Source organism: Haloarcula salina (genome assembly GCF_010119195.1).
GTDB classification, from domain to species: domain Archaea; phylum Halobacteriota; class Halobacteria; order Halobacteriales; family Haloarculaceae; genus Haloarcula; species Haloarcula salina.
Window position 1 is genome coordinate 60443 of the sequence record NZ_WRXL01000004.1, and the last position, 26485, is coordinate 86927.

Consider the following 26485-nt stretch of genomic DNA (forward strand, 5'->3'; position numbering starts at 1 on the left):
AGAGATATGACAGCCGAATAGAAAAGCGTCGTCCCGGCAGCCATTTGCCCTTCCGTACCGAATCGCCTGACGTGCAGGTCGTCGGGTACCGCGCTCGCGTCGACGAACACGCCGCCCTCCGCCTGGCCGAGGACGGCCGCGTCACCACCGAGCGACTGGACCCCGGAACGGAGATGGCCTACGCGCTCGGCGAGCGCCACTGCGCCGGCGCGGTCGACGGCGACGACCACTACGCCTGTGACAACGAGCCCGCGCCGTACTGCCCGGAACACACCGATATCTGGCCCTGCGCCCGCTGTACCGGCCAGTGTGCCAAGCCGCTCGACGCCTGCGACGAGGAGCACGCGGTCTACCTGGCGGCGTTCGCGCCGGACACCGTGAAAGTCGGCGTCACGCGCTCGTGGCGACTGGAGACGCGCCTCCGCGAACAGGGCGCTGACAGGGCCGCCCACCTCCGAACGGTCGCCGACGGCCGAATCGCCAGGCAGGTCGAGGCCGACATCGCCGCGGACCTGGGCGACCGGGTTCGCGTCCCGACGAAGGTGGCCGGTCTCGATCAGTCGGTCGACGAGGACTGGTGGGCGGCGCTCTGTCGCGACTACGACCCGCTCTCGACGTTCGACTTCGAGTACGGCCTCGACCTCACGGAGCGCCCGATGGCCGAGACGCTGGCGACGGGGACCGTCCGGGGCACGAAGGGGCGCGTCGCCGTGCTGGAGAACGCCGGGAGCGTCTACGCCGTCGACCTCCGGCGGCTCGTCGGCTACGAACTCACCGACGGCGGGACGGACCGCGACCTCCAGTCGAGTCTGGGCGCGTTCGGCTGAGGTCCGCGCCGCCGCTGTGTCGGAGCCGCGGCCCGTCAGTCAGTTCACACAGACAGAAGACATTTACAGCGCCGTGTTGCCCAGTCACTCGTGCGACGCGAAGCACTCCTGACCGGTGGCGTGGTCGTGGTCGTCCTGGCCGCGTTCATCGGTGCGATAACGGTCCCCGGCGCTCTCGCCGACCCTCCCGAGGACGTGCGAGAGAGCTATCTCGACCTCCGCGAGACGACCATCGAGCCCGCGGCCGTCACCGGACAGACGGTCACGCTCTCGATCGACGCCCGACTCTCCCACCGCGGTGGCCCCGCGGAGAACGTCACCGTGGAGACGCGGGCCGTCGACGCGGACACCGGCCTCGTCGCGACGACGGTGACGCGGCGGGTCGGCACGGTCGACGGGGAACGAGAGGTATCGGTCCCGACGAACATCACGGTCGAGCGACAGGGCGGCTATCGGATCGAGACCATCGTCTACGAGGACGGCGAGCGGGTGACGACCGGCCGGCAGTCGGTCCAGAACGTCGATGCACTCACGCCCGCCTTCGCCCGGAGCCCCGTGACCTTCGAGCGCTTCGAGAACGCCGGCACGCCCCTCGACGCCATCGCGTACCGCATCGACGGCGTGTCGGACAACCGGACGACGCTGAACGTCTCCGTGTACCTCACGAACACCGGCGACGAACCCGCGGGCGGCATCACCCTGCGCCTCCGCGCGCGGCAGGCCGACTCGAACGTCATCGCCGACGAGTCGACGGTCGGGATCGGTCAGATTCGCCCCGGCCGGACCGAGACCGTCTCGACCGAGCTGACGGTCCCCGACGGCTACAACTACTGGCTGGACGGCATCCTGCGCTCCGACGGCGTCGTCGTCGGCACCGAGAGTTCGCCGGCGAACCTCCACCCGACCGAGCGCCTTCACGAGAACGAGACGCAGCGCGAAGTCGGCTTCGAGTCGAGCGACTTCGAGGAGGAACCGGCCGGCGGCTCCGGGGGTCAGCCCGACGAAGCCATGGCCACGGCCTCCGAGGGGCCCGGTTTCACGGCCGTCGGCGCACTGATCGCACTGCTCGCCAGCAGCCTCGTCATCGCACGGAGACAGACCAATGAGTGACACCGAATCCAGCGACCCAGCGGGACAGCACGCCGAACGCGCCGCCGCCGAGGACGCGACCGATGAGTCCGAGGGGGGACGGTCCATCGCCGTCTTCGCCCAGTGGGCGGCGTTCGCGATCCTCGTCCTCGTCGCCCTCATCGCGACGCTGCAGTTCTACTTCTCGGCGTCGGCGGCCATCGACACGTTCGTCACGTCGCGGTACCGCCCGCTGTTCAACGCCGCGTTCAACCTCGTCGTGTTGCTGGGCTGTGGGATCGGCCTCTCGGTGCTCGTTCGCCGCCTGGTCTGAGGCCGGTCCGCCCGCCGATCAGGTACCTACAGCCGCCGTTTCACTTTTCGGTGGATTGACACCACAGTCGTCCCTGGTACGATCGAACGACAGATGACACGACAGACGACGCGGCGGCGGTTCGTCGCCGGAGTCGGTTCCCTCGCCGCCGTCTCGGCGGCCGGCTGTTCCGGATCAGAGACGCCGGCCGCCGAGACGGAGGCCACGCCGACGGACGCCTCGGGCGGCGCGGCGCCGTCGACGGGCACCGGGACGGCGACGGAAACGGAGGAAGCGGCGGATACCGAGACAGCGACGCCGGACGGTGGGGCGGTCGAGACGCTGGTCTCGATCGGCGGCGAGCGCGTCCCCGAGAACATGGCCTTCGGGCCAGAGGGGGCGCTGTACTTCGGAATCACGGCTGGCGAACTCCGGCGCGTCCCCGCCGACCAGACCGGTGCGACGGGGCTGACGCTCGACGACACGGAACAGGTCGCCACGCTCCCGGGAGCCATCGGCGTCGAGACGGCCCCCGACGGGACGGCCTACGTCGCCGTCGCGACCCAGGACGACCGGGCCGGCGTGTGGTCGGTCGCCGAGGGCGAGGCGAGCCAGTTGACCGCGATCAGCGGGTTCCCCAACGACGTCCTGTTCGACGCCGAGCGGGACCGGCTACTGGTGACCGAATCGCGGGGCGGCGTCGTCTACGCGGTCACGACCGACGGCGAGCGGACGACCTGGCTCGACGACGACCGCCTCGACACGGAGAGCTTCGGCGCGAACGGCCTCACCCGCGACGCCGACGGGAACGTCTACGTCGCGGTCACGCGCGCGGCGAACGAGACCGGGCGGCTCGTCCGGGTTCCGATCGAGTCCGACGGGAGCGCCGGCGAGGCGTCGACGTTCCTCGAAGGCGAGTCGATCTTCGGGGCCGACGGGATCACGGCCCGCGGCGGACATATCTACGTCGCGGCCAACAGCCAGAACCGCGTCGTCCGGGTGACGGCTGACGGGGCCACGTCGACGGTCGCGGACGCCGACGACGGGCTGGTGTTCCCCTCGGACGTGCTGTTCGGGACCGGCGAGCGGGCCGACTCGCTGTTCGTCTGCAATTTCGCGAACCAGTCGCCCGAGGACGGCGCGATTCTCCGGACGACCGTGACCGACTGAGGGCGAGGCGATCGGTCCGGTGGCGGTGTTCCCGGACGACAACCCTTTTCAGCGGGCCAACCGAACCCGGTCGTATGGCAGACGACGAACCCGAAGACGCTGAGGAACCGGCGGACGCAAGCGAGGGCGACGGGGAGGAGAAGTCCTTCCGCGAGCGGGTCGAAGAGATCCGCCAGCAGCGCGCCGAGGAGCGCGAGGAGGGCGAAGAAGGAGAGATGAGCCGCGAGGAGCGCATGGAAGAGATGATGGGCGGCGGTGGCGGCCCCGGCGGCATGGGCGGCGGCAACCCCTTCGCACAGATGATGGGCGGCATGATGGGCGGCGGTCCCGGCGGCCCCGGTCCGGGCGGCATGGGCGGCGGCCCCGGCGGCCCGCCCGGGCGCCCCGAGGAGGAAAGCGGCAGCGACAACGAGGAACTCACCCGCGAGATGCGAAAGCTCCGCGACGAGGTCCACGACGTGCGCCGCTCGCTCGACCGCATCGCCGACGCGCTCGAAGACTGAGTTCGGTTTCCCTCATCGGAAACTGACGGCAGGCGCTCCGCTCGCGACGCCTGTCGCGATTCTCCGTTTCTCGATTTCCAGTGAGAGGGAAGCGGCGCTGTTCTCGCTGACTCCGTCCGAAAAAAACCGAAGCGCCACCGCCGAGAAGAATACCGCGACCGGGCGACTATCCCTCGCCGACCATCTGGTCTTCGTCGTCCCACTCGCGCTGGCGGAGTTCGTACTTCTGGACCTTTCCGGTCGCCGTCGTCGGCAGTTCCTCGACGAACTCGATCCGTCGGACGACCTTGTACGTCGCCAGTTGCTCGCGGGTGAACTGCCGGAGTTCGTCCGCGGTGACGCCGGGGTCGTCCGCGTCTCCGGAGGCGGGGACGACGAACGCCTTCGGCGTCTCGCCCCAGTCGTCGCTGGGGGCCGGGATGACCGCCACGTCGCCGACGGCGTCGTGGTCGTAGAGCGTGTCCTCTAGTTCGATGGAGGAGATGTTCTCGCCGCCGGAGATGATGATGTCCTTCTTGCGGTCGCGGATCGCGATCATGCCGTCCTCGTCCACGGTGGCGAGGTCGCCCATGTGGTAGTAGCCCTCGACGCGGTCGGAGAAGGCCTCCTCGGTCTCCTCTGGCTTGTTCCAGTAGCGGTCCATCACCTGGTTCCCGCGGACGACGACCTCGCCCAGCGTCTCGTCGTCGTGTGGCACGTCCTCGCCGTCCTCGTCGACGACGCGGACCTCCGTCCCGAGGTAGCCGATGCCCTGGCGCTTCTTGACGCCGAAGCGGGCGTCGCTGTCCTCGTCGAGGAACCGCCGGGCGTCTGAAGTGGTGATGAGCGGGCCGGTCTCGGTCGCGCCGTAGACGTGTTTGAGGTACCAGCCGAACTCGTCTTCGACGGCGCGGATGTTGGCCTCCGGCGGTGCGCTACCGGCCGTCGCGATGCGCACGTCGTTGGCCCCCTGCGTCTGCACGTCGTCGTGGTCGTGGTAGTAGTCGGCCAGTATGTTCAGGACCGTCGGCGCGCCACAGAGGTAGGAGACGTCCTCTTCGGCGACGGCCTCGAAGATGCCGCCGGCGTCGACGCCGCGGGTACAGACGTGCTTCGCGCCCATGCCGGTGACGGCGTAGATGTGGCCCCAGCCGTTGACGTGGAACATCGGGAGCGTCCAGAGGTACACGTCGTCGTCGCGGAGCTCCTGGTGGAGGGAGACGATGTAGGCGTGCAGCGTCTCGGCGCGGTGCGTCCGACAGACGCCCTTCGGATCGCCGGTCGTCCCCGACGTGTAGTTGATGGTGATGACGTCGTCTTCGGCCATCTCGGGGCGTTCGTAGTCCGTTCCGGCCGCGTCGACGATCTCGTCGAAGGACTCCCAGTCGCCCTCGACGGCGTCCGCGTCGTTCGTCACGAAGATCTCGGTGGGGACCTCGTCGCGGATCGGTTCGATCTTCTCGGCGTACTCGTAGTCGGCGTACACCGCGTCGACCTCGGCGTCGGAGAGGATGTACGCGAAGTCGTCGGGGACCAGCCGGTAGTTCAGCGGCGTGTGGACCGCCCCCAGTTGCATGCTGCCGTAGGCCGCTTCGAGGTGGTAGTGCGTGTTCGGGTCCAGCACCGCCACCCGGTCGCCTTTCTCGATACCGCGCTCGGCCAGCGCCGCCGAAAAGCCGTCTGCCCGCTCGCCGAACTCGTCGTAGGTGTAGCGCTCGCCCGTCGTGGCGACGACGGCCTCCTGATCGCCGTAGTACTCTCGTGCCCGGTCGAGGAAGTCGGTCGTCAACAGTGGCTTGTGCATCCCACGTTCCCGTATGGTTAATGATGATAAAGCGGTTGTGGAAGACGGCCGGTATCGCCGCCGCGTCTACGGGTCATATAGAGGGGTTCGGCGGCGCTCGCTTCGTCGGTTGCCAAACCGCGGTGAGTGGCGGGACCAACCACAGTCGCTTTGGGGACCGCGTCCCCAGTTTCGGGCAATGAGTACAGCGACGGCCGACGTGTCGAAGCGAAAGGCGTGGCTGATGGCCGCGCGGCCACAGACGCTGCCGGCGGGCGCTGCGCCGGTCATCGTGGGGATGGGGCTCGCCGTCCACTCGGGGGTCTTTGCCCCCCTCCCGGCGGCCGCGGCGCTCGTCGGAGCGCTCCTCATCCAGGTCGGGACGAACTTCGCGAACGACTACTACGACGCCGTGAAGGGGGCCGACACCGACGAGCGCGAGGGGTTCACGCGGGTGACGGCGGGCGGCCTCATCGACGCCAGCGAGGTCCGGCGGGCGATGATCCTCACCTACGCCCTCGCGGTCGTCGTCGGCGTCTACCTCGTCGCCGTCGGCGGCCTCCCCATCGTCGCCGTCGGTCTCTCTGGCATCGCGGCCGGCGTCCTCTACACCGGCGGGCCGTTCCCCTACGGCTACCGCGGCCTCGGCGACCTGTTCGTCTTCGTCTACTTCGGACTCGTCGCCGTCACCGGGACGTACTACGTGCAGGCGGCCGCGACCGCTCCGGGCGTCGGGACGTTCCCGATGGCGCTCCCCGCGGGCACCGTCACCGTCGACGCGGTGACGGCCAGCCTCCCCGCCGCGGGCCTCTCGACGGCCATCCTCGTCGTCAACAACGTCCGCGACCGGGAGACGGACATGGCGGCGGGCAAGAAGACGCTCGCGGTCTACCTGGGCTACGCGTGGAGCCGCGTCGAGTTTCTCGCGATGGTCGGGATGGCCTACGTCATCCCCGTGCTGTTTGCCCTCGACGGCAGCTACGGTCTGCCGGCGCTCGCGCCCCTACTCTCGCTCCCGCTGGCCGCGAGCGTCTCGAAGACGGTGCTCGAACACACCGACGGCGACGCGCTGAACCCGGCGCTCGAACGCGTCGGTCAGACGCTGTTCGTCCACTCGGTGCTGTTCGCGCTGGGACTCGCCGCGCCGCAGGTGCTATGAACGTCGACCGCTTCTCGCTCCCGCTCTCTCGCCCGCTGGCCACGGCGAGCGGGACCATCGACGAGCGAACGGGGTTCGTCGTGCGCTACGACCACCGCGGCGAGACGGGCGTCGGCGAGGCGACGCCGCTGCCGGGCTGGACGGAGTCGGTCGCCGACTGCGAGAGCGCGCTCGACCGGGCGAGCGAGGCGGCGTCGACCGGCGGCCACACCGGCGCGCTCCTCGCGCTCGACGCGGGGGAGGTCCCCGCGGCGCGCCACGGCTTCGCGACGGCGCTGCTCGACGCCGACGCGCGGGCCGACGGCGTCCCGCTGTACCGCTGGTTCGATTCCGAGCGGCGCTGCGAGCGCGTCCCGGTCAACGCCACGGTCGGTGACTCGCCCCCGGCGGAGACGGCCGGCGCCGTCGAGCGGGCCGCCGAGTCCGGCTTCGAGTGCTGCAAGGTCAAGGTCGGGAGCCGCTCGGTCGCCGACGACGTGACCCGTCTCCGGGCAGTCCGCGACCGCGTCGGCGACGGCGTGACGCTCCGGGCCGACGCCAACGGCGCGTGGTCCCGCGAGGAGGCCAGGCGGGCCTTCGAGCTGTTCGCCGACCTCGGCGTGGCCTACGTCGAACAGCCGCTCCCGGCGGACGACCTGACCGGTCACGCCGCCCTGCGCGGCGGCCCCGTCGGCGTCGCGCTCGACGAGTCGCTCGTGGACCGCCGCGTCGACGCGGTGCTGAAGACCGACGCCGCGGACGTGCTGATCCTGAAGCCGATGGTGCTCGGTGGGCCCGGCAACGCCCACACGCTGGCGATGCGCGCCCGCGAACGGGGCGTCGAGCCCGTCGTCACGACCACCGTCGACGCCGTCGTCGCCCGCCTCGCGGCGCTGCACGTCGCCGCGGCGATTCCGAACGTCTCCCCCTGCGGGCTGGCGACCGGCGACCGACTGGCCGCCGACCTCGCGGCGGACCCGTCCCGCGTCGTCGACGGCGAGATGGCGGTCCCGCAGGACACGGGGCTGGGCGTCGACTCGTCGGAGGTGCGGACCGATGCGTGACCCGCTCGACTGGCCGACCGCTGACCTCGTGACCCACCGCGTCGGCGCCACGCCCGAGCGGACGGCGATGGTCGACGCCGACACCGGGGAGTCGTGGACCTACCGCGACCTGGACCGAGCGGTCGACGCCGCCGCCGGGGAACTCGACCGCCGGACGGACAGGTCGGACGCCACCGTCGCGACGCTCCTGCCCACGCGGCCCGCGGTCGGCGTGCTCCTGTTCGCCGCGATGCGCTGTGGCGCGACCCTCGCGCCACTGAACGTCGAACTCGACGCCGCGGCGCTCCGCGGGCAGGTCGCGGCCGTCGACGCCGACCTGCTCGTCTGCGAAGCCTCGACCCGAGCACTCGCCGAGAAGGTAGCGACGTGCCCGGTCGTCTCGGCCGACGGCGACCTGTCGGTCCGCCCTGGCGGCGCGGGCGACGACTTCGAATCGGCCGTCACGCCGGCGGAGCTGACCCGCGACCGGACCCAGCTCGTCCTCTTCACGTCCGGGACCACCAGCGAGCCGAAGGGCGTCCGGCTGACGGTGGGGAACCTCGTCGCCAGCGCCGTCGCGTCGGCGTTCCGCCTCGGCGTGACGCCCGGGGACCGCTGGCTGGTCTGCCTGCCGACCTACCACATGGGCGGCCTCGCGCCGTTCGTCCGGAGCGCGCTGTACGGCTCGGCGGTCGTCGTCCAGCGCTCGTTCGACGCCGCGGCGACCCGGCGGGCGCTCGCCGATCACGGGGTGACCGGCGTCTCGCTGGTCCCGACGATGCTCTCGCGCCTGCTCGACGCCGGCTGGGAGCCCGCAGACGCCCTGCGGTTCGTCCTGCTCGGCGGCGGCCCGGCGAGCGAGGACCTCGTTGGGCGCTGTCAGGACCGGGGCGTCCCGGTCTGCCCGACCTACGGCATGACCGAGACGGCCTCGCAGATCGCGACCGCGCGCCCGGAGACGGCGTTCGAGCACCGCGGGACCGTCGGTCAGCCGCTCGTGTTCACCGAGGTGACCGTCGTGGCCGACGGCGAGCCCTGCGACCCCGGCGAGCGCGGCGAGATCGCCGTCGACGGCCCGACGGTGACGCCGGGCTACCTCGACGGGGACGGCGACGCGTTCGGCGAGTTCGGCTTCCGAACGGGCGACCTCGGCTATCGAGACGCGGACGGCCGGCTCTGGGTTGCGGGCCGCGTCGACGACCGCATCGTCACCGGCGGTGAGAACGTGGCGGGGTCGACAGTCGCCGACGCGATTCGCGCCGCTCGGGGGGTCGAGGACGCCGCCGTCGTCGGCCTCCCCGACGAGGAGTGGGGCCAGCGCGTCGCCGCACTGGTCGTCGGCGAAGTGACGCCCGAGGCGGTCCGTGCGCACTGCGTGGACGCGCTCGCGTCCTACGAGGTTCCGAAGACGGTCCGAGTCGCGGACTCGCTCCCGCGGACGCCGTCGGGGACCGTCGACCGCGAAGCCGTCCGCTCGCGGCTCTCGGGAGACGGTTCCGACGCCGAGCGGTCCGGGTGACCGCACGCCGAGCCAAGCGGTTTTGCCCGTCGGCGGCCTACGGGAGACCGTGTGTACCATCGTCCTCGCGTGGCAGGTCTTCGAAGACGCCCCGGTCGCGGTCGCGGCGAACCGCGACGAGCGCTTCGACAGACCGTCACAGCCACCGAAAGTGCGTCAATGGGGGAGCCGCGTCGTCGCGCCGGCCGACGACGAAGCAGAGGGGACGTGGCTCGGCTACAACGAGCACGGCGTCCTCGCAGCGGTGACGAACCGCTGGATCGACGACGACCTGGCCGGCGAGCGCTCGCGCGGCCTGCTCGTGCGCGACGCGCTGAGCCACGAGACGGCCGAGTCGGCCGCCCGCGCCGTCGAGCGAGCGACCAGGGAGGCCGAGTACGCGGGCTTCAATCTCCTGCTGGCCGACGAGAACGCCGCCGTCCTGCTCGAGTGGGACGGCCAGCTCGCGGTCCGGAACTTCGAGCCCGGCGTCCACGTCGTCGTCAACGTCGGCGCGGACGGCGACTACCGGATTCCCTCGCACCGCCCTGCAGTCGGCGAGGAGCAGGCGACCAACGCCGACCGACTCCGGGAGCATCTACAGCCGACGCCCGCGGAGTCGGTCGAAGAGTGGCTGGACCGCGCCGCCGAGGCCGTCGGCGACCACGAGTACGGCGTCTGCGTCCACGGCGACGGCTTCGGCACGCGGTCGTCGTCGCTCGTCACGCTCGGCGACGAGCGCCGGTACCGGTTCGCCGACGGGCCGCCCTGCCGGACGGCGTACCGTCCGGTCGAAGGTCAGATTTAAGCGGCCGACAGTCGGTGTATGTGATACATGAGTTCAGCAGCGTCGGAGGACGACCTCACCGAGGGAGAGCGGGCCGGGCTGGAACTGATCCGCGAGTCGGGGGGCATCCACCAGAGCGACTTCTGGAAGAACCTCGACGTGTCCTCCCGGAAGGGGAGTCGCATCGTCGAGTCGCTCTTCGAGAAGGGGCTCATCCAGCGCGACGAGACGGTGTACGAGGGGCACAACACCTACTACCTGACGCCGGCGGCCCGCGACCTCGACTTCTCGCTCCTGATGGCCGGCGATCAGCTCTCGCCGTTCATCGGCGACGAGGAAGTCGACCCGCACGACGACACCTTCTCGCAGTGGGTCATGACGCTGGCCTACGAGGGCTGAGGTTCGTTTTCGCACCCGATCTCCGCACGCGCTCGTGACGGCAGTCCGCCTCAGTAGTGCCAGGGAACGTCGTCGAAGTCCGGGTCGCGGCCCTCGTTGAAGGCGTCCCGGCCCTCCTGGGCCTCGTCGGTCATGTAGGCCAGCCGCGTCGCCTCGCCGGCGAACACCTGCTGGCCGACCATTCCGTCCGAGTCGAGATTGAAGGCGTACTTGAGCATCCGCATCGCCGTCGGCGACTTCTCGTTCATCCGCTCGGCCCACTCGATAGCGGTGTCCTCCAGGTCCTCGTGCGGGACGACCTCGTTGACCATCCCCATCTCGGCGGCCTCCTCGCCGCTGTAGGTCTTGCCGAGGAAGAACACCTCGCGGGCCTTCTTCTGGCCCACCTGTCTGGCGAGGTACGCAGAGCCGAAGCCGCCGTCGAAGCTGCCCACGTCGGGGTCCGTCTGGAGGAACTTCGCGTGCTCCTCGCTCGCGAGCGTGAGGTCGCAGACGACGTGCAGCGAGTGGCCGCCACCGACGGCCCATCCGGGGACGACGGCGACGACGGGCTTCGGGATGTGTCGGATCTGGCGCTGGACTTCGAGGATGTGGAGGCGGCCGACGTTCTCGGGGGCGTCGTCGGCCACGCCGCCGCTCGTCTCTCGCGGGTCGCTTTGCTTCCCGCTCGCTGTGTCCGCGTCGCGCGGCGACTCGCCGTCCTCGTCCGCGCGGTACTCGTAGCCGCTCTCGCCCCGGATGGACTGGTCGCCGCCCGAGCAAAAGGCCCAGCCGCCGTCCTTCGGCGACGGCCCGTTCCCGGTGATGATGACGCAGCCCACGTCGGTGAGCCGCTTCGCGTGGTCGAGCGCCGTCGAGAGCTCGTCGACCGTCTCCGGGCGGAAGGCGTTGCGCTTCTCGGGCCGGTCGAAGGCGATGCGGACCGCGCCCGTCTCGGTCGAGCGGTGATAGGTGATGTCGGCGAAGTCGAACCGCTCGACGGCGGTCCAGCGGTCCGGGTCGAATAGCTCAGAGACCATACCGTGGCTGGGGACGGGCCTCGCAAAAAGCTACCTCGTGGCGGGCGTAGCGCGCGTCGCTCGGCGTCGCCGTCGAGTCGCGTTTCCGCGACCGATACTGGCGGCGCAAACGCTTTGACACCGCGCACGTGTACCAGAAACGATGCCCTCCACTCGGAACCACACCGCGATACAGGCGGTCCTCGCCGTGCTGTCGGTCGTCGTCCTCGCGTACAGTCTCCTGATCGTCCAGCAGGTCCTCCTCGGGCTCATCGTCGTCGTCCTGCCCTGGTTCGTCTATGCCGTCGTGTACGTCCTCTTGCGCTTCGTCCGGGCGCTCGAACGGATCGCGTCGGCGCTGGAACGGCAGGCCGAGTCGGAGAGCGACCGGTCACGAACCGCAGAGAGCACCCAGCGCGGAGGCGTCGAGGACGAGTGAGCGCGGCCGGATGACCGAGACGTTCTACGACGTGCTCGGCGTCGCTCCGGACGCGTCGACCGCGGACATCCAGGCGGCGTACCGCGCTCGACTCAAGGAGACCCACCCGGACGTGAGCGACGACGCCGACGCGGGCGAGGCGACGCAGCGCCTCATCGAAGCCCGAGACGTGCTCACCGACGCGGACGAGCGGGCGCGATACGACCGCCTCGGCCACGCGGCGTACGTCTCGGGCGAATCCGCTGGGGCGGGCGACGGAAGCACCGTCTCGGAGGCCGCGCGGCGGGCGGGCTACGGCGGCGACGCGACCGACGACGGAGCGGACGGGGACACGTCGGCGAACGCCGGTTCGAGCGCGGACGAGGCCCACGAGCGCGGACAATCGCGCGCCGAGCGCGAGCGCCGGGCCGGCGAGCGGGTCAGCGAGGAGCGACGGCGTCGGTCGGCGGGGGATTCGACCGCCGATGAAGGGGACGACACGGGCGACGCGGCCGGCGACTCGGACGGCGACGCGTCCCGAACTGACGACGGCTGGACCACCGGATCGACGGCGACGGACCGGACCACCGGCGGGGACGGCGTCTGGAACTCCTCGTCGACGTACAGCGTCCGCCAGCGCGCGCCGGCCACGGGCGGACGGCGGTTCGAGATGCCCACCGGCCGGGAGCTCACGCTGTTCGGGATCACCTTCGCACTCTACCCGGTGTTGCTGTTCAGCGCGCTGCTGCCGGCGTTCCCGCTGTGGGTCAACGTCGTCATCGGAATTTGTACGGTCCTGCTGATCGGCTACCTCCAGTCCGAGCCCGTCATCGCCATCGGGGTGTTCGGGACCTGGAGCCTGGCGACGGCGGCGGCGCTGGTCGTGTTGAACGTCGGCGCGCTCTCGGTACTCGGCCTGCTCGCGCTGGCCGGGACCTGGCTCCCGTTCGGGTTCTCGCTGCTGACGGCCGCCGCGCTCCGGGTGTGATGCGGCCGCCGATGGGAGTCGCTACGCGTCGGCAAGCCGGTCGGCGACCCGCTCGGCCACTCGCTCGCGGACCGCGTGGCTGTCTCCGGCGTCGAAGCGGACCTCGATGACCTGCGTGCCGTCGCGGTCGAGCGACGCGCCGAACCGCTCGCCGAACTCGCGTCGATCGGTCGCTCGCTCGAAGTCGAGCGCGTACAGCGCCCCGGTCGGTTCGAAATCGAGGCCGTGCGGGGTGCGGAACTGCTCCTCGAAGGTCGGGTGGTCCTCGATGGGGAGCACGTGGAAGATGCCGCCGCCGTCGTTGTTGAGCAAGACGACGGTCGCGTCGACGCCGCAGCGTCCCAGCGCGAGCAGCCCGTTCATGTCGTGATAGTACGCCAGGTCGCCCGTGACGAGCACGAGCGGGTCGTCTGTCGCGCTCCCTGCTCCGAGCGCCGTCGAGGTGATGCCGTCGATGCCGCTGGCCCCGCGGTTGCCGAGGACGGTGAGGTCGGCGGCCCGCGGCCGGCCGAAGCGGTCGGCGTCGCGGACGGGCATGCTGTTGGAGACGAACAGCGTCGTCGGGTCGGGCGCGAGCGCCGTCGCGTCCGCGAGGACGCCGCCCTCCCAGTACGTCTCGTCGAGCGTGGCCGCGACCGCGTCCCAGTGGACGCGCTCGGCGGTCGCGAACCGCTCGCGCCACGCCGTGTCGATGTCGCCGAGCGGCTCCGCAGCGAGCGCGTCCGCCGTGGCGTCCTCGTCGGCGACGATGAGATCGGTCGCGGTGAACTCCGCCTCCGGCCAGCCGCCCGTCGGATCGACGACGACCTGCCGGCAGTCGGCGTCCCGGAGATAGCGCCGGAGCGGCTTCGAGGTTGGCGACGCGCCGAAGCGCAGGACCACGTCGGGGTCGCTCCACCCCGCGACCGCGTCGGAGCCGAGGTAGCCGTCGTAGCCGCCACAGACCGGCACGTCGAGTCGTTCGACGTGCGGCCCGAAGCGGAGGTCCGACAGCGGGTCGGCGAGGACCGGGAAGCCGGTCGCGGCCGCCAGTCGCTCCAGCGCGTCGGCGCTCAGGCCGCCGTCCGCGGGCCCGGCGACCAGCAGGCCGCGGTCGGCGGCCGCCACGGCGTCGCGAAGGCGTTCCACCGCGGCCGCATCGGGCGTCGCGCCGCCCTCGCTGGTCGTCACGAACGGCCCGTCTCGGCCCGTCTCGGCCGCCCGGTCGCCGCCGGCCCAGTCGTCGGGGACGCCCGCCGGGTGGTCGGCCGGGACTCGCGTCGGTTCCAGCGGCTTGCGGAACCGACAGTTGAGGTGGACGGGGCCGGGGTCGCTGCCGGTGCTCGCCGCGAGCGCGCGGGCCGCCGTGGTCCGGAGCATCCGAACCTTGCGGGGCTCCGCCTCCGGTTCGGGCATGTCGCGGTACCAGCGGACGGCGTCGCCGTAGAGCTTCTCCTGGTCGACGGTCTGGTTCGCGCCGCTGTCGATGAGCTCCGGCGGCCGGTCGGCCGTCAGAAGCAGGAGCGGGACGCCCGATTGGGTCGCCTCGATAACGGCCGGGTGGTAGTTCGCGGCGGCGGTCCCGGAGGTGCAGACCAGCGGCGTCGGCGTCCCGGTCCGGCGGCCGCGGCCGAGCGCGAAGAAGGCCGCCGAGCGCTCGTCGAGGTGGGAGAACACTTCCACGTCGGGGTGTTCGGCGAAGGCCACCGTCAGCGGCGTCGAGCGGCTCCCAGGGGAGAGACACACGGCGTCGACGCCGCCGGCGACGAGTTCCTCGACGAGCGTCTCCGCCCACAGCGTGTTGACGTTGGGCGCGGTCATTCCAGTTCGTCCAGAATCGGCCGATATTTGAGCTGTACCTCGTCCCACTCGCGGTCGGGGTCGCTGTCTTCGACGATGCCCGCGCCGGCGAACAACGTCGCCTCGCGGTCCGTGGCGACGGCCGAACGGATGCCGACGGCGAAGGTGCCATTGCCGGCGGCGTCGACCCAGCCGATGGGCGCGGCGTACCAGCCGCGGTCGAACGCCTCGGTCTCGCGGATGGTCCGCAGGGCGGCGTCCGGCGGCAGGCCGCCGACGGCCGGCGTCGGGTGGAGCGCCTCCACCAGCGAGAGGACGTGCTCGTCGGTCCCGAGCTCGGCCGTGATCGAGGTCCGGAGGTGCTGGACGGTGGCGAGTCGGCGGACGGTCCGGTCACCGATGCGCACCGTCGTCGCGAACGGTCCCAGTTGGTCGCGGATGGCGTCGGCGACGAGCTTCTGCTCGTGGCGATCCTTCTCGCTGTCGAGGAGCTCGGCGGCCAGCCACTCGTCCTCGGCGGGCGTGTCGCCCCGTCCCGTCGAGCCGGCCAGCGCCTCCGTCCTGACGGTGCGTCCGCGGACGGAGACAAGCCGCTCGGGCGTCGCCCCGAAGAACGTCCCGCCGGCCTCGGGCGAGAGCATGAACCGGTAGCAGTCCGGGTAGGTCCGCGAGAGCCGCTCCATCACGTCGGGGACCGAGAGGTCAGAGGCGAGGGCGACGCGGAGGCTCTGGGCGAGGACGACCTTCTGGAGGTCGCCGCGGGCGACGCTCTCCAGCGCCGCGCCCACCTGGTCGCGCCAGCCGGCCTGCGTCGGCGTCCGCTCGCGGCGCGTGATTCCCGGCGGCCCGGGCGACTCGCGCCCGGAGAGCGTGTCGAGTCGGTCGCGCCAGTCGTCCAGGAGAGCGGCGGCCTCCGCGGCGGCGTCGGGCCCCGTCGCGGCCGTCGTGAGCCACGCGTCCTCGTCTCGGACGGTCACCTGGACCTCGGGGAGGAAGAACGCCGCGCTGGGAAAGCCGGTCCAGGGGGAGGCTCCGTCGTGGTCGCCGTTGTGGAAGGCGAATCCACCGAACAGCCGCGGCCGCGCCGCGCTCGGGAGGTCGTCGGGGACCGAACAGCCCTCGAACAGCGCCTCGACGGCGGTCCGCACGTCGGCGAACCGCGACTCGCCGTCGGCGGTCACGGTCGCCGCGCTCCCGCGGGCCGCGATCGACTCGGTGCCGGCCGCCCAGTAGAACCGGGGACGCGCGTCCGTTTCGAGGAACGCCCGCACCGGTGCGCGCTCGAGGCGACACCCACGTGCGACGACCGTTGTCTCACCAACCGTCGTCTCGTCACCACGCAGTGGTTCCATCACCCAGGCCTTAGGATTGCGCACCTTTGAGCCTAACTATACGCTCGATTCTCGACACCGGCGCGCGGTCCGACGAGCGGAGACCGACCTGTGCGACCCGCGGTGCGGTCCGGTGTGGCCGTCGCACGACTCGGCGCGACAGGGATTACGGTTGCGCGAAGTTCACATCCCGATTCGCGAACATCCTCTCACGGTTTCGGAATTGGAATTTCCGAAAGTCCGTACCGACCCCCGTCAAGTTTAAATAGGGCTTAGTCGAAGCCCCCTATGTTGCGATGCCCAAGGTAGAGATCAATATCCCGGAACATCTCGAGATGCAGATCGCTCAGCTCGTCGAGCAGGGCGAGTTCCTCAACCGCGAGGAGGCAATCGAAGACCTCCTGTCGACCGGGCTGAAGGCGTACAAGACCTCCGGCCCGCAGGACGAGGACGAGGAACCAGGCTTCGAAGAGGACGGCATGATGGGTCACGACGACGAGTACGTCTTCTGAGGCTGCGGCCGTGAGAGTCTGGTATCTCTTCTCAAGCAATTCTTATGCGGCTGCCAACACATACTGTTAGCCATGCACAAAGACGAACTTCTCGAACTGCACGAACAGATGGTGACGATCATGGAGTACTTCCGCGACGAGATGGACTCGGTCGACCCGGACCTCTTCGACGCCTACCAGGAACTCGACGTGCGGCCCTCGGACGTCCACAAGTCCAAGAGCGAGCACAAACACGCCGTGTTCGTCCTCGGGAACTCGCTCGCGACGGCGATGAGCGAAGACGAGTTCTCCGACGCGGGCCGCGTCAGCAAGCGCATGAAGGAACTGGCCGAAGACGCCGAACGCAAGCTGTAACGGTCTCTCTGCCGACGATCTAGTTCGTCTCTCTCGATTCGATTTTTCGTCTCCGTCTCCCGGCTCCGACGCCGGAGCGGCGCGGACCTACGGCTCCAGCGTGGTCTCGCCGTCGAGCTCGGTGTACATCTCCGGGTCGGTCCGGAACTTCAGGACGTTGTGGACCACGGAGTTGCGGACGTTCAGGACCACTTCGCCGTGGTCCTTGTAGAAGTCGTGAATCCAGCGCGACTCGGCGGTCCGGCTCGGGAACATCATCACCGACTTCCACTGGTACTCGCCGTCGGAGAGGAAGTAAAAGAGCGTGTGGCGGTCGTCGCGGATGGACACCATCGCGTCGTGCCACGAGTCCGCGAAGTGCTCGGGGTTGAACTTGAACTCGAAGAGCGCGAAGTTAAACAGCGACTCGTTCGGGATGATGGCCTCCCTGAACACCCCCTCGTCGCGCATCTTCCGGATGGACTCGCTGACGGTCACGTGAGACACGTCGATGTCGTACTCCGACTCCAGGATGTCGGCGAGTTCGCGAGACGAGCGCTGGGGGTCCGCAGAGAGCTCCCTGAGGATGGTCACGTCCCGTTCGGTGAACTCCCAGTCGGGCGTGTCGCCGTTCATACGGCTAGTCGCGTACCGCTCGTTGTGACGTTTTCGGACGCGCGGGCTAGCGCCCCTCGAACGACGGCTCCCGCCGCTGGGCGAACGCGCGGGCCCCCTCCTCGTGGTCGCGGGTCGTGAACGCCAGTCCCTGCGCGGCGGCCTCGTTTTCGAGCGCCTGCTCGAGGGACGCCTCGCTGCCGCGGTCGAGCAGCCGCTTCGCCTGTCCGAGGGCGACCGTCGGTCCCTCGGCGATAGTCGTCACCATGTTCTCGACGCCCTCCTCGAAGGATTCGGTCTCGAACAGGCGGGTGAACAGGCCGAGTTCGCGGGCCGCGTCCGCGTCGAGGAGTTCGCCGGTGAAGACCAGTTCCTTGGCCTTGTTCGGGCCGACGATTCGGGGCAGGAAGTACGACACCCCCGAGTCGATGGCCAGGCCCACCCGGCGGAAGCCGAAACCGATCTTCGCGTCCGGGCTGGCGAACTGCACGTCGCAGGCGAGCGCCAGCCCCGCACCGGCACCGAACGCTGGGCCGTCGATCTTCGCGACGACCGGGCGGTCACAGCCGTCGACGGCCAGTATCGCGTCGTGGATGGCGGCGAGGACGCTGTCGACGCGCTCGGACGGCGGCTGGTCGCTCTCGACGCCGTCGAGCATCGCCTCGATGTCGCCGCCCGCGCAGAACGCCGAGCCCGCGCCGTCGAGCACCACGCATCGGGCGTCCCCGTCGCCGATTGCCTCGAACGCGTCGGTCAGTTCCTCGGCCAGCCGCTTCGAGAGGGCGTTGCGGGCATCAGGTCGGTTCAGCGTCACCGTCGTCACGTCCCCGTCGGTCGAGCGCGTGACAAGCTCCTCTGACATGGCCGAGTCGACTCCCGGGACGGAGATAACTGTGGTGACTGTCAGCGAGCCGCGAACCGATGTCCTTGGGCAGTACCTTTTGACGGGGTGCGGACGTTGTCACCGTATGCGCCTCCACTGGCATCGACGAGACCTGCGGGCGACGGACAACGCCGGGCTCGCGGCGGCGAGTCCGTCGGACCCCGTCGTCCCCGTGTTCGTCTTCGACAGGGCCGTCCTCGACCACGCCGCACCGCCGCGAGTCGCGTTCATGCTCGACGCGCTCGACAGCCTCAGGGCGTGGTACCGCGAGCGCGGGAGCGACCTCGTCGTCGCCGAGGGCGACCCGCGAGAGGTAGTGCCGGACCTCGCCGCGGAATACGGCGCGGAGACGGTGACGTGGGGAAAGGACTACTCCGGTCTCGCGCGCGAACGCGACGCGGCGGTCCGCCGGTCGCTGGACGACGCCGGCGTCTCCCGCGAGGCCGTCCAGAACGCCGTCCTGCACGAACCGGGCGAGATCACGACCAACGACGGCGACCCCTACAGCGTGTTCACCTACTTCGGACGGAAGTGGCACGACCGGGAGAAGGCCGCGCCCTACGACGCCCCCGACGCCGACGCGCTCGCGGCGGTCGAGGGCGACGACCTGCCGACGCTCGCGGACCTCGGCTTCGACGACCCGGAGGCAGACGTGCCGACCGCCGGGACCGGCGCGGCCCGTTCGTTGCTCGACGACTTCCTGGACGAGGACGTCTACCGCTACGACGAGCGCCGCGACTATCCCGCCGACGAGTGCACGTCCCAGCTCTCGCCACACCTGAAGTTCGGGACCGTCGGTATCCGCGAGGTGTACGAGCGCACCGAGGCGGCGGCGGACGGCGTCGGCGGCGACCGGCGCGAGTCGGTCCGGGAGTTCCAGTCACAGCTCGCCTGGCGGGAGTTCTACGCGCAGGTGCTGTTCGCGTACCCGAGCGTCGTCACGTCGAACTACAAGTCCTACGAGAACCCCATCGATTGGGAGAACGACGGGGACCTCCTGCAGGCGTGGAAGGACGGCGAGACGGGCTACCCCATCGTCGACGCCGGGATGCGCCAGCTCCGCGAGGAGGCGTACGTGCACAACCGCGTGCGGATGATCGTCGCCTCCTTCCTCACCAAGGACCTGCTGGTGGACTGGCGCTACGGCTACGAGTGGTTCCGGGAGAAACTGGTCGACCACGACACGGCCAACGACAACGGCGGCTGGCAGTGGGCCGCGTCGACGGGGACCGACGCCCAGCCGTACTTTCGCATCTTCAATCCGATGACGCAGGGCGAGGACTACGACCCCGACGCCGAGTACATCAAGCGGTACGTCCCGGAGCTCCGGGACACCGACCCCGAGGTCATCCACGACTGGAACGAGTGCTCGCTCACCCAGCGGCGAAACGCCGCGCCCGACTACCCGGACCCGGTCGTCGATCACGGGGAGCGCCGCGAGCGGGCGCTGGCGATGTTCGAACGCGCACGAGGCGACGACTGAGCGGACGACGCTCGTGACGACCGGCGTGAATGTGCCGCTTCCTGACACCCGCTCGACGCCGATATCTGGCTGGGCGAGCGACGGCCGAACGGCGACTCCCTCACCGTGTGCATGAGTGGTGATACCATACGGCTCCTAAACGTTTAACAGGCAGCCGCGCGACAGGTACCGATGGAGGCGTTTTCATATGTCCGAACATTCCAATCCCGAACTGCCACCGCTCCCGTACGACTACGACGCGCTGGAGCCCCACATCTCCGAGCAGGTGCTCACCTGGCACCACGACACCCACCACCAGGGCTACGTAAACGGCCTCGAATCGGCCGAGGAGACACTCGCCGAGAACCGCGAGGCGGGCGACTTCTCGTCGAGCGCCGGCGCGCTCGGCAACGTCACCCACAACGGCTGTGGTCACTACCTCCACACGCTGTTCTGGGAGAACATGGACCCCAACGGCGGCGGCGAGCCGGAGGGCGACCTCCGCGACCGCATCGAGGAGGACTTCGGCTCCTACGAGGGCTGGAAGGGCGAGTTCGAGGCCGCGGCCTCGGCCGCCGGCGGCTGGGCGCTGCTGGTCTACGACCCCGTCGCCAAGCAGCTCCGCAACGTCAAGGTCGACAAGCACGACCAGGGCGCGCTCTGGGGCGCACACCCGGTCCTCGCGCTCGACGTCTGGGAGCACTCCTACTACTACGACTACGGTCCGGCTCGCGGTGACTTCATCGACGCATTCTTCGAGGTCGTCGACTGGGACAAGGCCGCCGAAGAGTACCAGAAGTCGGTCGAACACTTCGAGTAACGGACAGCACTCGACATTTTTTCGCGCGGTCGCGCCTACACCGGGAGCGTCGCGTGTGCGCGTCGGTTCTCCCGACGGTTGGACCGGTAAATATTACGAGCCACTCACACGAATCGGGTCGCTGACTGTCGGTTCCCGCCGTGGGCTAGGATACTGTTTTATGAGAGCACGAGTGTTGTATAGGTAGGTATGAGTCAGGATACCAGCCGACGACTATTTCTGAAGCGCACCGGAGCGGTAAGCACGGTCGGCCTGCTCGGCGGACTCGCAGGCTGTTCGACGGAGCAGACGGACGGCGGCAGTGGTGGCGACGGCGGCGACGGCGGTGACGGCGGCAGCGACGGCGGGACCGGCACCGCGACCGGCGACGGGAGCGGCGGTGGCGGCGAGTCGCCGGACGTGCTGATGGTGGTCGGATACCCCCAGAGCGGGGTCCAGCTGTTCAAGGACTTCTACGCCGATTACGGGGACGACGCCGCGGACATCCTCGTCACCGACGGCTTGCAGGACGGCGAGCTCCCGAGCAACGTCGGCAACGACATGTCGAACGTCCGCGGGACCGCGCCGTCCGCGGCCGGCCCCGGCGTCGACACGTTCACCGAGCAGTTCACCTCCGAGTTCGACTACGAGGAACCGGGCGTGTTCACCTCGCAGGCCTACGACGCGACGGCCGTCCAGATCCTCGCGAACCTCCTGGCGGGCGAGAACGACGGGCAGGCCATCCGCGACCACATGCGCGTCGTCGCGAATCCGGGCGGGGACGCGTACGGCCCGTCCGAACTCCCTGCCGCCGTCGAGGCGGCCGCCGCCGGCGAGAACATCCAGTACGAAGGGGCGTCGAGCACCGTCAACTTCGACGAGAACGGGGATATGGCCTCGGCGCAGTACCAGGTCTTCGGCTTCCAGGACGGCGGCGGCATCGAGACGCTCAACACCGTCGACTTCAGCAGCAGCGGCGAGATCCCACAGCCCGAGCCGAGCGGCTCCGGTAGCGACGCGGGGCGAACGGTCAGTTTCGGCGTCCTGATGCCCGAGACCGGCGACCTCGGTCCGCTCGGCAAACCGATCCGGGACGCGGCCCTGCTCCCGGCGCTGCAACTGCAGGACCAGGTCGACTTCGAGTTCGACTACCAGGTCGGTGACACCCAGTCCGTCGCGCAGGCCGGCATCGACGCGGCGAACTCCCTCGTCAGCGCGGGCTACCCCTCGCTGACCGGGGCCGCGAGCTCCGAGGTGTCCATCCAGGTCGCCCGGAACGTCCTCGTCGACAGCGGCGTCGTGGGCTGTTCGCCGGCCTCCACGTCACCGACGCTCACGGGCCTCGAAGACGACGACTACATCTTCCGCACCCCGCCGAGCGACGCCCTGCAGGGGCAGGTGCTCGCGCAGGTCGGGATGTCCGAGATGGGCGCTGAGACCGCCTCGACGCTGTATCTCAACAACAGCTACGGGCAGGCGCTCCAGGAGGCCTTCGTCAGCGCGTTTGAGGAACGCGGCGGGACGGTCGTCAATCAGGTCGGATTCGAGCAGCAGCAGTCCTCCTACACGTCCGAGATCAACAGCGCGATGAACCAGTAGACCGCTCGCAGATCCGTTTTTTCGCCGTTACCCGCCGAGGAAGTCCTGTCGCACTTGCTCGTCGTTCAGCAACACCGAGCCGTCGTCCTCGTAGCGGTTCTGGCCCTGGACGAGGACGTAGCCGCGGTCACAGCGACGGAGGGCTTCCTTGGCGTTCTGCTCGACCATCAGGATGGCCGTCCCGTCGTCGTTGATGCGGTCGATGCGGTCGAACATGTCCTCGACGAGGTCGGGCGCGAGGCCGGCCGAGGGCTCGTCGAGCAACAGGAGGTCCGGGTCGAGCATCAGTGCCCGCCCCATCGCGAGCATCTGCTGTTGGCCGCCCGAGAGCGTTCCGGCGTCCTGCTCGGAGCGCTCGCGGAGGATGGGAAAGCGCTCGTACACGTCCTCGATGCGGTCCTCCGGGACCTCGTCGAGGATGTACGCTCCCATCTCTAGGTTCTCGCGGACGGACAGCGAGCCGAAGACGTTGCCGGTCTGCGGGACGTAGCTGATCCCCTCGTAGATGATCTCGTCGGGGTTGCGCTCGCTGATGTCGGTCCCGTCGAAGACGACCTCGCCGCCCATGTACGTCGTCAGCCCGAAGACGGACTTCATCACCGTCGACTTGCCGGCCCCGTTCGGCCCGACGATGACGACGTACTCCTCGTCGGCCACGTCCATGTGCACGTCGCTGAGGACCTGCAGGTCGCCGTAGCCGGCGTCGAGGTTCCGTATCGCCAGCAGGCGCTCGGACGGGTCGGGCAGCGTGACCTCCGCCGAGACCGTCGCGCGCTGGCTCATACCTCACCTCCCAGGTACGCCTCGAGCACGCGCTCGTCCGACGTGATTGCCTCGGCGTCCCCCTCGGCGAGGACACTCCCCTGGTGCATGACGATGATGTGTTCGCAGTTGTTCATGATGACGTCCATGTCGTGTTCCACGAGCAGGAAGGTCAGTCCCTGCTCGCGGCGGAGTTCGTGGATGCGCTCCAGTAGCTTCTCCTCCAGCGTCGGGTTCACGCCGGCGAGCGGTTCGTCGAGCAGGACCATCTCGGGGTCGGTCATCAGCACCCGCGCCATCTCCAGCAGCTTGCGCTGGCCGCCCGAGAGGTTTCCGGCGTTCTCGTGAGCGAGATGGTCGATCTCGAAGAAATCGAGCGTCTCCCACGCGCGGTCCCGGACCGCCTCCTCGTCGGCGATCACGTCGTCGCGGAGCCCCGGCAGCACCGAGCGAATCGCCGACTCCCCGACCTGGTCGTCCGGCGCGAGCATCACGTTCTCCAGGACGGTCATGTCGGACAGCTCGCGGGCGATCTGGAACGTCCGCACGAGCCCGCGGTTCGCGAGCGTGTACGGCGGGAGGCCGGTGATCTCCTGCCCGTCGAAGGTGACGCGCCCGCCGGTCGGCTCGTGGATACCGGTGATGCAGTTGAAGGTCGTGGACTTGCCCGCGCCGTTCGGCCCGATGAGGCCGGTGAGCGAGCCCTCGCCGACGGCGAACGTCGCCCCGTCGACGGCGACGACGCCGCCGAACTGCTTTCGGAGGCCGTCGACCTCAAGCAGGGGGTCTTCGATGCTATCGCTGTCGACGGTCGCCGTCTGCCGCTCTGTCCCGGACGATTCACTCATCCGACTCACCCCCGAGATCGGCGCGGCTCCGGTCGAGGTCCACGCTCGCCGCCGGCTCGTTGCGGTGGCCGAGTAGCCCATCGGGCTGGTTCTGGATGATGTAGATGAGGACGACGCCGATGAGGACGAACCGGAGCGTGCTGACGTTGCCGACGGTGTAGGCCACCAGCGGGAACGGGTCGAGCGAGCCGAGCGCGGCGACGGCCTCGACGATGTTGCTCGGCGCGCGCGTGCCGAGCGGGACGTTCTCGCCGATGCGGGCCGGCAGGTAAAAGAGCAGACCGGAGAACGTCGCCGCGCCGAGGATGCTCCCGGTGTTGGACCCGGAGCCGCCGATGATGAGCGCCGCGAAGACGTAGAAGGTGATTGTCGGCCGGAACTGGCTCGGGCTGATGTAGCCCGCCTGTCCGCGGAACAGGACGCCGGCCAGCCCCATCAGCGCGCAGCCGATCATGAACGTCTTGATCTTGAACACCCGGGTGTCCTTTCCGAGCGACTGGGTCACGGTCTCGTCCTCGCGAATGGCCTTCAGCACGCGGCCGAACGGCGAGTTCGTGAGGCGGGCGAACACCCAGTAGCTCGCGCCCACGACCGCCATGAGCATGAGGCCGTACGTGAGGTTGGCGAGGTTCGGTGCGGAGACGCCGACGCCCTGGAACGCGGCGGCGACCGGCGCGCCAACGCCGTTGACGAGCGACCCGGCCACGTCGTTGGCCGACTCGAAGGAGATGCCCGTCGCGCCGCCGGTCCCGAGCGTCCGTCCGAACAGCGAGAACTCCGCGAGGCCGCTCCAGTTGACCGTCAGCCGGATGACCTCGGAGAACGCCACCGTCACGATGGCGAGGTAGTCGGCCTTCAGCCTGAGCGCCGGCAGGGCGGCCAGTCCGCCGATGACCGCCGCCGCCAGCATTCCCCCGAGGAGGCCCACCCACAGCGGGAGGCCGAGGCCCGCCACCGCGCCGGCGGCGGGGTCGGTCGGGGCAGTCAGAATCGCCGTCGTGTACGCGCCGACGGCCATGAAGCCGGCGATGCCGATGTTGAACAGCCCGGTGTACCCCCACTGGAGGTTCAGCGCCAGCGCGAGGATCGCGTAGCCGCCGATGAGCACCGTGACGCTGCCGATGAAGCCGGCGGCGAGGTTCGCCCACTCGGCGCCGCCGACGGAGAGCGCCAGGACGAGCATGATCGCCCAGATAGCGCCCATGAAGCCGGCGACCAGCCCGATATCGGGGAGTGCGTCGAGGCGGTCGCGGACGGACTCGGCGACGCTCACGCCGTCGTCACCCCCCCAAAGATGCCGGACGGGCGAAGGAGCAGGACGACGATGAGCACGAGGAACGCCGCCGCCCGCGTCAGCCCCGACGGCAGCCAGATGAGGGCCAGACTGTCGACCAGCCCGATGAGGACGCCGCCGGCCATCGCGCCGTAGATCGACCCGATGCCGCCCACGATGACGGCGGCGAAGATGAGCAAGAGGAGGATCCAGCCGAAGTTGAACGAGATCGTTCCGCTCTCCAGGACGAGCAGGTAGCCGCCGACGCCGGCGAGGCCGCCGCCGAGGATCCACGTCAGCCGGATCACTCGCTCGGTCGGAATCCCCGTCACGCGCGCGAGGTCCTCGTTGTCGGCCATCGCTCGCATCGCCTTCCCGAGTTTGGTCCGCTGGAGGAGCAGGTGCACGGCCAGCATCAGCAGGAGGCTGACGACGAGCAGCGTGACCTCGTTGTCGGTCATCGAGACGGTTCCGAAGAACGTGATACGGAGGCCACCGCTCGCGACGCCGCTGGTCTGCGTGCCGAAGACGAAGGCGATGAGGTAGCGCATCGCGAGCGCGACGCCGATCGAGGCGATCAGCAGCGAGATGTTTCCCGCGGCGCGCATCGGGCGGTACGTGAGTCGGTCGACGAGCAGCGTCACGCCCACGCTCCCGACGCCGGCGACGACGAGGCCGAGGAGCACCGGGACGAACGTCGAGACAGTGCTCAGCTGTCGACCGGAGTTGAGCATGAACAGTTCCGCGATCGGCGCTCCCGTTCCGAGGCCGGCCGCGATGTAGGCGGCGACCCAGCCCAGGAACGCCCCGGCGGTCACGGTGTCGCCGTGGGCGAAGTTCGCGAAGTCGAGGATGCTGTAGGTCATCGACAGCCCGATGCCGGCCAGTCCGACCGCCAGTCCGACGAGCAAACCGTCGATGACCATCGAGAGCAGCGAGCCGAGTTCGAGCGAGCCACCCAACACCTGCATCCCGAGGAAGAACACGCTGATTCCGGAGAGCTTTACGACGAGATCGAGGACGAGGTAGCCCAGGACGGCGGCCACCGCGACTGCCCCCGGCCGGTCGACCACCGCCGCCCGACTATCCCCAGCGTTCGCGACGAGTCCCATATGTTATCGTTCGATGCACCTCCTGTCTAAATAACCCTCCGGAAATTCTTGCCAATTCGCCGTCGTGACGTGATTCTTCAGCCGACGAGCACCGATCCGGATCTCCGTCCATGGGCGGGGTGGTTCGGGCCCCACCGGTGAGCGTTCCCTGTCCGACGGACCTCCGGCCGACCGACGAGTCGAAACGGAGTCTCCACGGGACACCGGTCTCCTGGGAGCCGATTCGGCTGCACAGCGGTGGGTTCGGTGATCGGGAGCGGGAGGG

Annotated in this window: 27 protein-coding genes; 17 read left to right on the forward strand and 10 right to left on the reverse strand. The window is 69.7% G+C overall.

The annotated features are described in order from the left end of the window. The first annotated feature begins 71 nt into the window (after positions 1-71). The 5 genes from GM656_RS11740 (at position 72) to GM656_RS11760 (ending at position 3881) form a co-directional block, all read left to right on the forward strand. Complete coding sequence (locus GM656_RS11740) at positions 72-827, forward strand: DUF2797 domain-containing protein (RefSeq protein WP_162413872.1); 756 nt, start codon at positions 72-74, stop codon at positions 825-827. 90 nt (positions 828-917) lie between these two features. After that, the gene (locus tag GM656_RS11745; protein ID WP_162413873.1) at positions 918-1937 is read left to right on the forward strand and encodes a DUF7490 domain-containing protein; all 1020 of its coding nucleotides are present in this window, start codon (positions 918-920) and stop codon (positions 1935-1937) included. Next, positions 1930-2229 (forward strand): hypothetical protein, encoded by a 300-nt coding sequence (locus GM656_RS11750; protein WP_162413874.1) that lies wholly within the window; start codon positions 1930-1932, stop codon positions 2227-2229. Before GM656_RS11745 ends, GM656_RS11750 begins: the two co-directional genes overlap by 8 nt. 93 nt (positions 2230-2322) lie before the next feature. Then, positions 2323-3378, forward strand: coding sequence for an SMP-30/gluconolactonase/LRE family protein (locus GM656_RS11755; protein ID WP_162413875.1), 1056 nt, complete (start codon positions 2323-2325; stop codon positions 3376-3378). Positions 3379-3452: 74 nt separating this feature from the next. Next, positions 3453-3881, forward strand: coding sequence for a hypothetical protein (locus tag GM656_RS11760; RefSeq protein WP_162413876.1), 429 nt, complete (start codon positions 3453-3455; stop codon positions 3879-3881). Between the two features lie 166 nt (positions 3882-4047). Here the strand turns inward: GM656_RS11760 and GM656_RS11765 are convergent, their stop codons facing one another. Beyond that, positions 4048-5664, reverse strand: a complete 1617-nt coding sequence (locus GM656_RS11765) for a long-chain-fatty-acid--CoA ligase (RefSeq protein ID WP_162413877.1) — start codon at positions 5662-5664, stop codon at positions 4048-4050. 178 nt (positions 5665-5842) lie between these two features. On the opposite strand from GM656_RS11765, the gene GM656_RS11770 reads away from it, so the two are divergent. From GM656_RS11770 to GM656_RS11790, 5 genes are read left to right on the forward strand one after another with little or no spacing between them, the layout of a single operon-like run. Beyond that, positions 5843-6802, forward strand: a complete 960-nt coding sequence (locus GM656_RS11770; RefSeq protein ID WP_162413878.1) for a 1,4-dihydroxy-2-naphthoate polyprenyltransferase — start codon at positions 5843-5845, stop codon at positions 6800-6802. After that, positions 6799-7845 carry a mandelate racemase/muconate lactonizing enzyme family protein gene (locus GM656_RS11775; protein ID WP_162413879.1) on the forward strand — a complete coding sequence of 349 codons (1047 nt, stop codon included), beginning with the start codon at positions 6799-6801 and terminating at the stop codon, positions 7843-7845. The genes GM656_RS11770 and GM656_RS11775 overlap by 4 nt, the downstream gene beginning before the upstream one ends. Continuing rightward, entirely contained in the window at positions 7838-9343 is a 1506-nt protein-coding gene (locus tag GM656_RS11780; RefSeq protein ID WP_162413880.1) for a class I adenylate-forming enzyme family protein, read from the forward strand. The genes GM656_RS11775 and GM656_RS11780 overlap by 8 nt, the downstream gene beginning before the upstream one ends. Positions 9344-9392: 49 nt before the next feature. Then, entirely contained in the window at positions 9393-10130 is a 738-nt protein-coding gene (locus GM656_RS11785; RefSeq protein WP_162413881.1) for an NRDE family protein, read from the forward strand. 27 nt (positions 10131-10157) lie between these two features. Then, complete coding sequence (locus GM656_RS11790) at positions 10158-10508, forward strand: helix-turn-helix transcriptional regulator (RefSeq protein WP_162413882.1); 351 nt, start codon at positions 10158-10160, stop codon at positions 10506-10508. Positions 10509-10558: 50 nt separating this feature from the next. Here the strand turns inward: GM656_RS11790 and GM656_RS11795 are convergent, their stop codons facing one another. Beyond that, entirely contained in the window at positions 10559-11527 is a 969-nt protein-coding gene (locus GM656_RS11795; RefSeq protein ID WP_162413883.1) for a 1,4-dihydroxy-2-naphthoyl-CoA synthase, read from the reverse strand. Positions 11528-11669: 142 nt separating this feature from the next. Here GM656_RS11795 and GM656_RS11800 point away from each other — a divergent pair, with 142 nt between their 5' ends. Together GM656_RS11800 and GM656_RS11805 are read left to right on the forward strand one after the other, a co-directional pair. After that, on the forward strand, positions 11670-11945 hold the full coding sequence (locus GM656_RS11800; protein ID WP_162413884.1) for a hypothetical protein: 276 nt from the start codon (positions 11670-11672) through the stop codon (positions 11943-11945). A gap of 10 nt (positions 11946-11955) precedes the next feature. Beyond that, positions 11956-12912: a J domain-containing protein gene (locus GM656_RS11805; protein WP_162413885.1), complete on the forward strand. Its 957-nt coding sequence runs from the start codon at positions 11956-11958 to the stop codon at positions 12910-12912. 21 nt (positions 12913-12933) lie between these two features. Here the strand turns inward: GM656_RS11805 and menD are convergent, their stop codons facing one another. Together menD and GM656_RS11815 are read right to left on the reverse strand one after the other, a co-directional pair. Further along, the gene (menD, locus tag GM656_RS11810) at positions 12934-14712 is read right to left on the reverse strand and encodes a 2-succinyl-5-enolpyruvyl-6-hydroxy-3-cyclohexene-1-carboxylic-acid synthase (protein WP_162413886.1); all 1779 of its coding nucleotides are present in this window, start codon (positions 14710-14712) and stop codon (positions 12934-12936) included. After that, the gene (locus GM656_RS11815) at positions 14709-16043 is read right to left on the reverse strand and encodes an isochorismate synthase (RefSeq protein WP_162413887.1); all 1335 of its coding nucleotides are present in this window, start codon (positions 16041-16043) and stop codon (positions 14709-14711) included. Before GM656_RS11815 ends, menD begins: the two co-directional genes overlap by 4 nt. A gap of 275 nt (positions 16044-16318) precedes the next feature. Here GM656_RS11815 and GM656_RS11820 point away from each other — a divergent pair, with 275 nt between their 5' ends. Beyond that, on the forward strand, positions 16319-16534 hold the full coding sequence (locus GM656_RS11820; protein WP_162413888.1) for a ribbon-helix-helix domain-containing protein: 216 nt from the start codon (positions 16319-16321) through the stop codon (positions 16532-16534). Between the two features lie 72 nt (positions 16535-16606). Then, on the forward strand, positions 16607-16888 hold the full coding sequence (locus GM656_RS11825; protein WP_162413889.1) for a UPF0058 family protein: 282 nt from the start codon (positions 16607-16609) through the stop codon (positions 16886-16888). Positions 16889-16975: 87 nt separating this feature from the next. Here the strand turns inward: GM656_RS11825 and GM656_RS11830 are convergent, their stop codons facing one another. Together GM656_RS11830 and GM656_RS11835 are read right to left on the reverse strand one after the other, a co-directional pair. After that, positions 16976-17503 carry an Lrp/AsnC family transcriptional regulator gene (locus GM656_RS11830; RefSeq protein WP_162413890.1) on the reverse strand — a complete coding sequence of 176 codons (528 nt, stop codon included), beginning with the start codon at positions 17501-17503 and terminating at the stop codon, positions 16976-16978. 46 nt (positions 17504-17549) lie between these two features. Next, a complete protein-coding gene (locus GM656_RS11835; protein WP_162413891.1) occupies positions 17550-18344 on the reverse strand; it encodes an enoyl-CoA hydratase/isomerase family protein in 795 nt (264 codons plus the stop codon). 106 nt (positions 18345-18450) lie between these two features. Between GM656_RS11835 and GM656_RS11840 the strand changes: the two genes are divergently transcribed. From GM656_RS11840 to GM656_RS11850, 3 genes are all read left to right on the forward strand, one after another. After that, entirely contained in the window at positions 18451-19848 is a 1398-nt protein-coding gene (locus GM656_RS11840; protein WP_162413892.1) for a cryptochrome/photolyase family protein, read from the forward strand. A gap of 187 nt (positions 19849-20035) precedes the next feature. Then, the gene (gene sod, locus GM656_RS11845) at positions 20036-20647 is read left to right on the forward strand and encodes a superoxide dismutase (RefSeq protein WP_162413893.1); all 612 of its coding nucleotides are present in this window, start codon (positions 20036-20038) and stop codon (positions 20645-20647) included. A gap of 189 nt (positions 20648-20836) precedes the next feature. Next, on the forward strand, positions 20837-22225 hold the full coding sequence (locus tag GM656_RS11850; protein ID WP_162413894.1) for an ABC transporter substrate-binding protein: 1389 nt from the start codon (positions 20837-20839) through the stop codon (positions 22223-22225). Positions 22226-22252: 27 nt separating this feature from the next. On the opposite strand, the gene GM656_RS11855 is transcribed toward GM656_RS11850, so the two are convergent. Genes GM656_RS11855 through GM656_RS11870 form a run of 4 tightly spaced genes read right to left on the reverse strand, consistent with a single transcriptional unit; the run spans position 22253 to position 26220 of the window. Next, on the reverse strand, positions 22253-23008 hold the full coding sequence (locus GM656_RS11855; RefSeq protein WP_162413895.1) for an ABC transporter ATP-binding protein: 756 nt from the start codon (positions 23006-23008) through the stop codon (positions 22253-22255). Continuing rightward, on the reverse strand, positions 23005-23835 hold the full coding sequence (locus GM656_RS11860; protein ID WP_162413896.1) for an ABC transporter ATP-binding protein: 831 nt from the start codon (positions 23833-23835) through the stop codon (positions 23005-23007). The genes GM656_RS11855 and GM656_RS11860 overlap by 4 nt, the downstream gene beginning before the upstream one ends. Continuing rightward, on the reverse strand, positions 23828-25108 hold the full coding sequence (locus GM656_RS11865; protein WP_162413897.1) for a branched-chain amino acid ABC transporter permease: 1281 nt from the start codon (positions 25106-25108) through the stop codon (positions 23828-23830). The genes GM656_RS11860 and GM656_RS11865 overlap by 8 nt, the downstream gene beginning before the upstream one ends. Next, the gene (locus GM656_RS11870; RefSeq protein WP_162413898.1) at positions 25105-26220 is read right to left on the reverse strand and encodes a branched-chain amino acid ABC transporter permease; all 1116 of its coding nucleotides are present in this window, start codon (positions 26218-26220) and stop codon (positions 25105-25107) included. The genes GM656_RS11865 and GM656_RS11870 overlap by 4 nt, the downstream gene beginning before the upstream one ends. Positions 26221-26485: the final 265 nt, after the last annotated feature.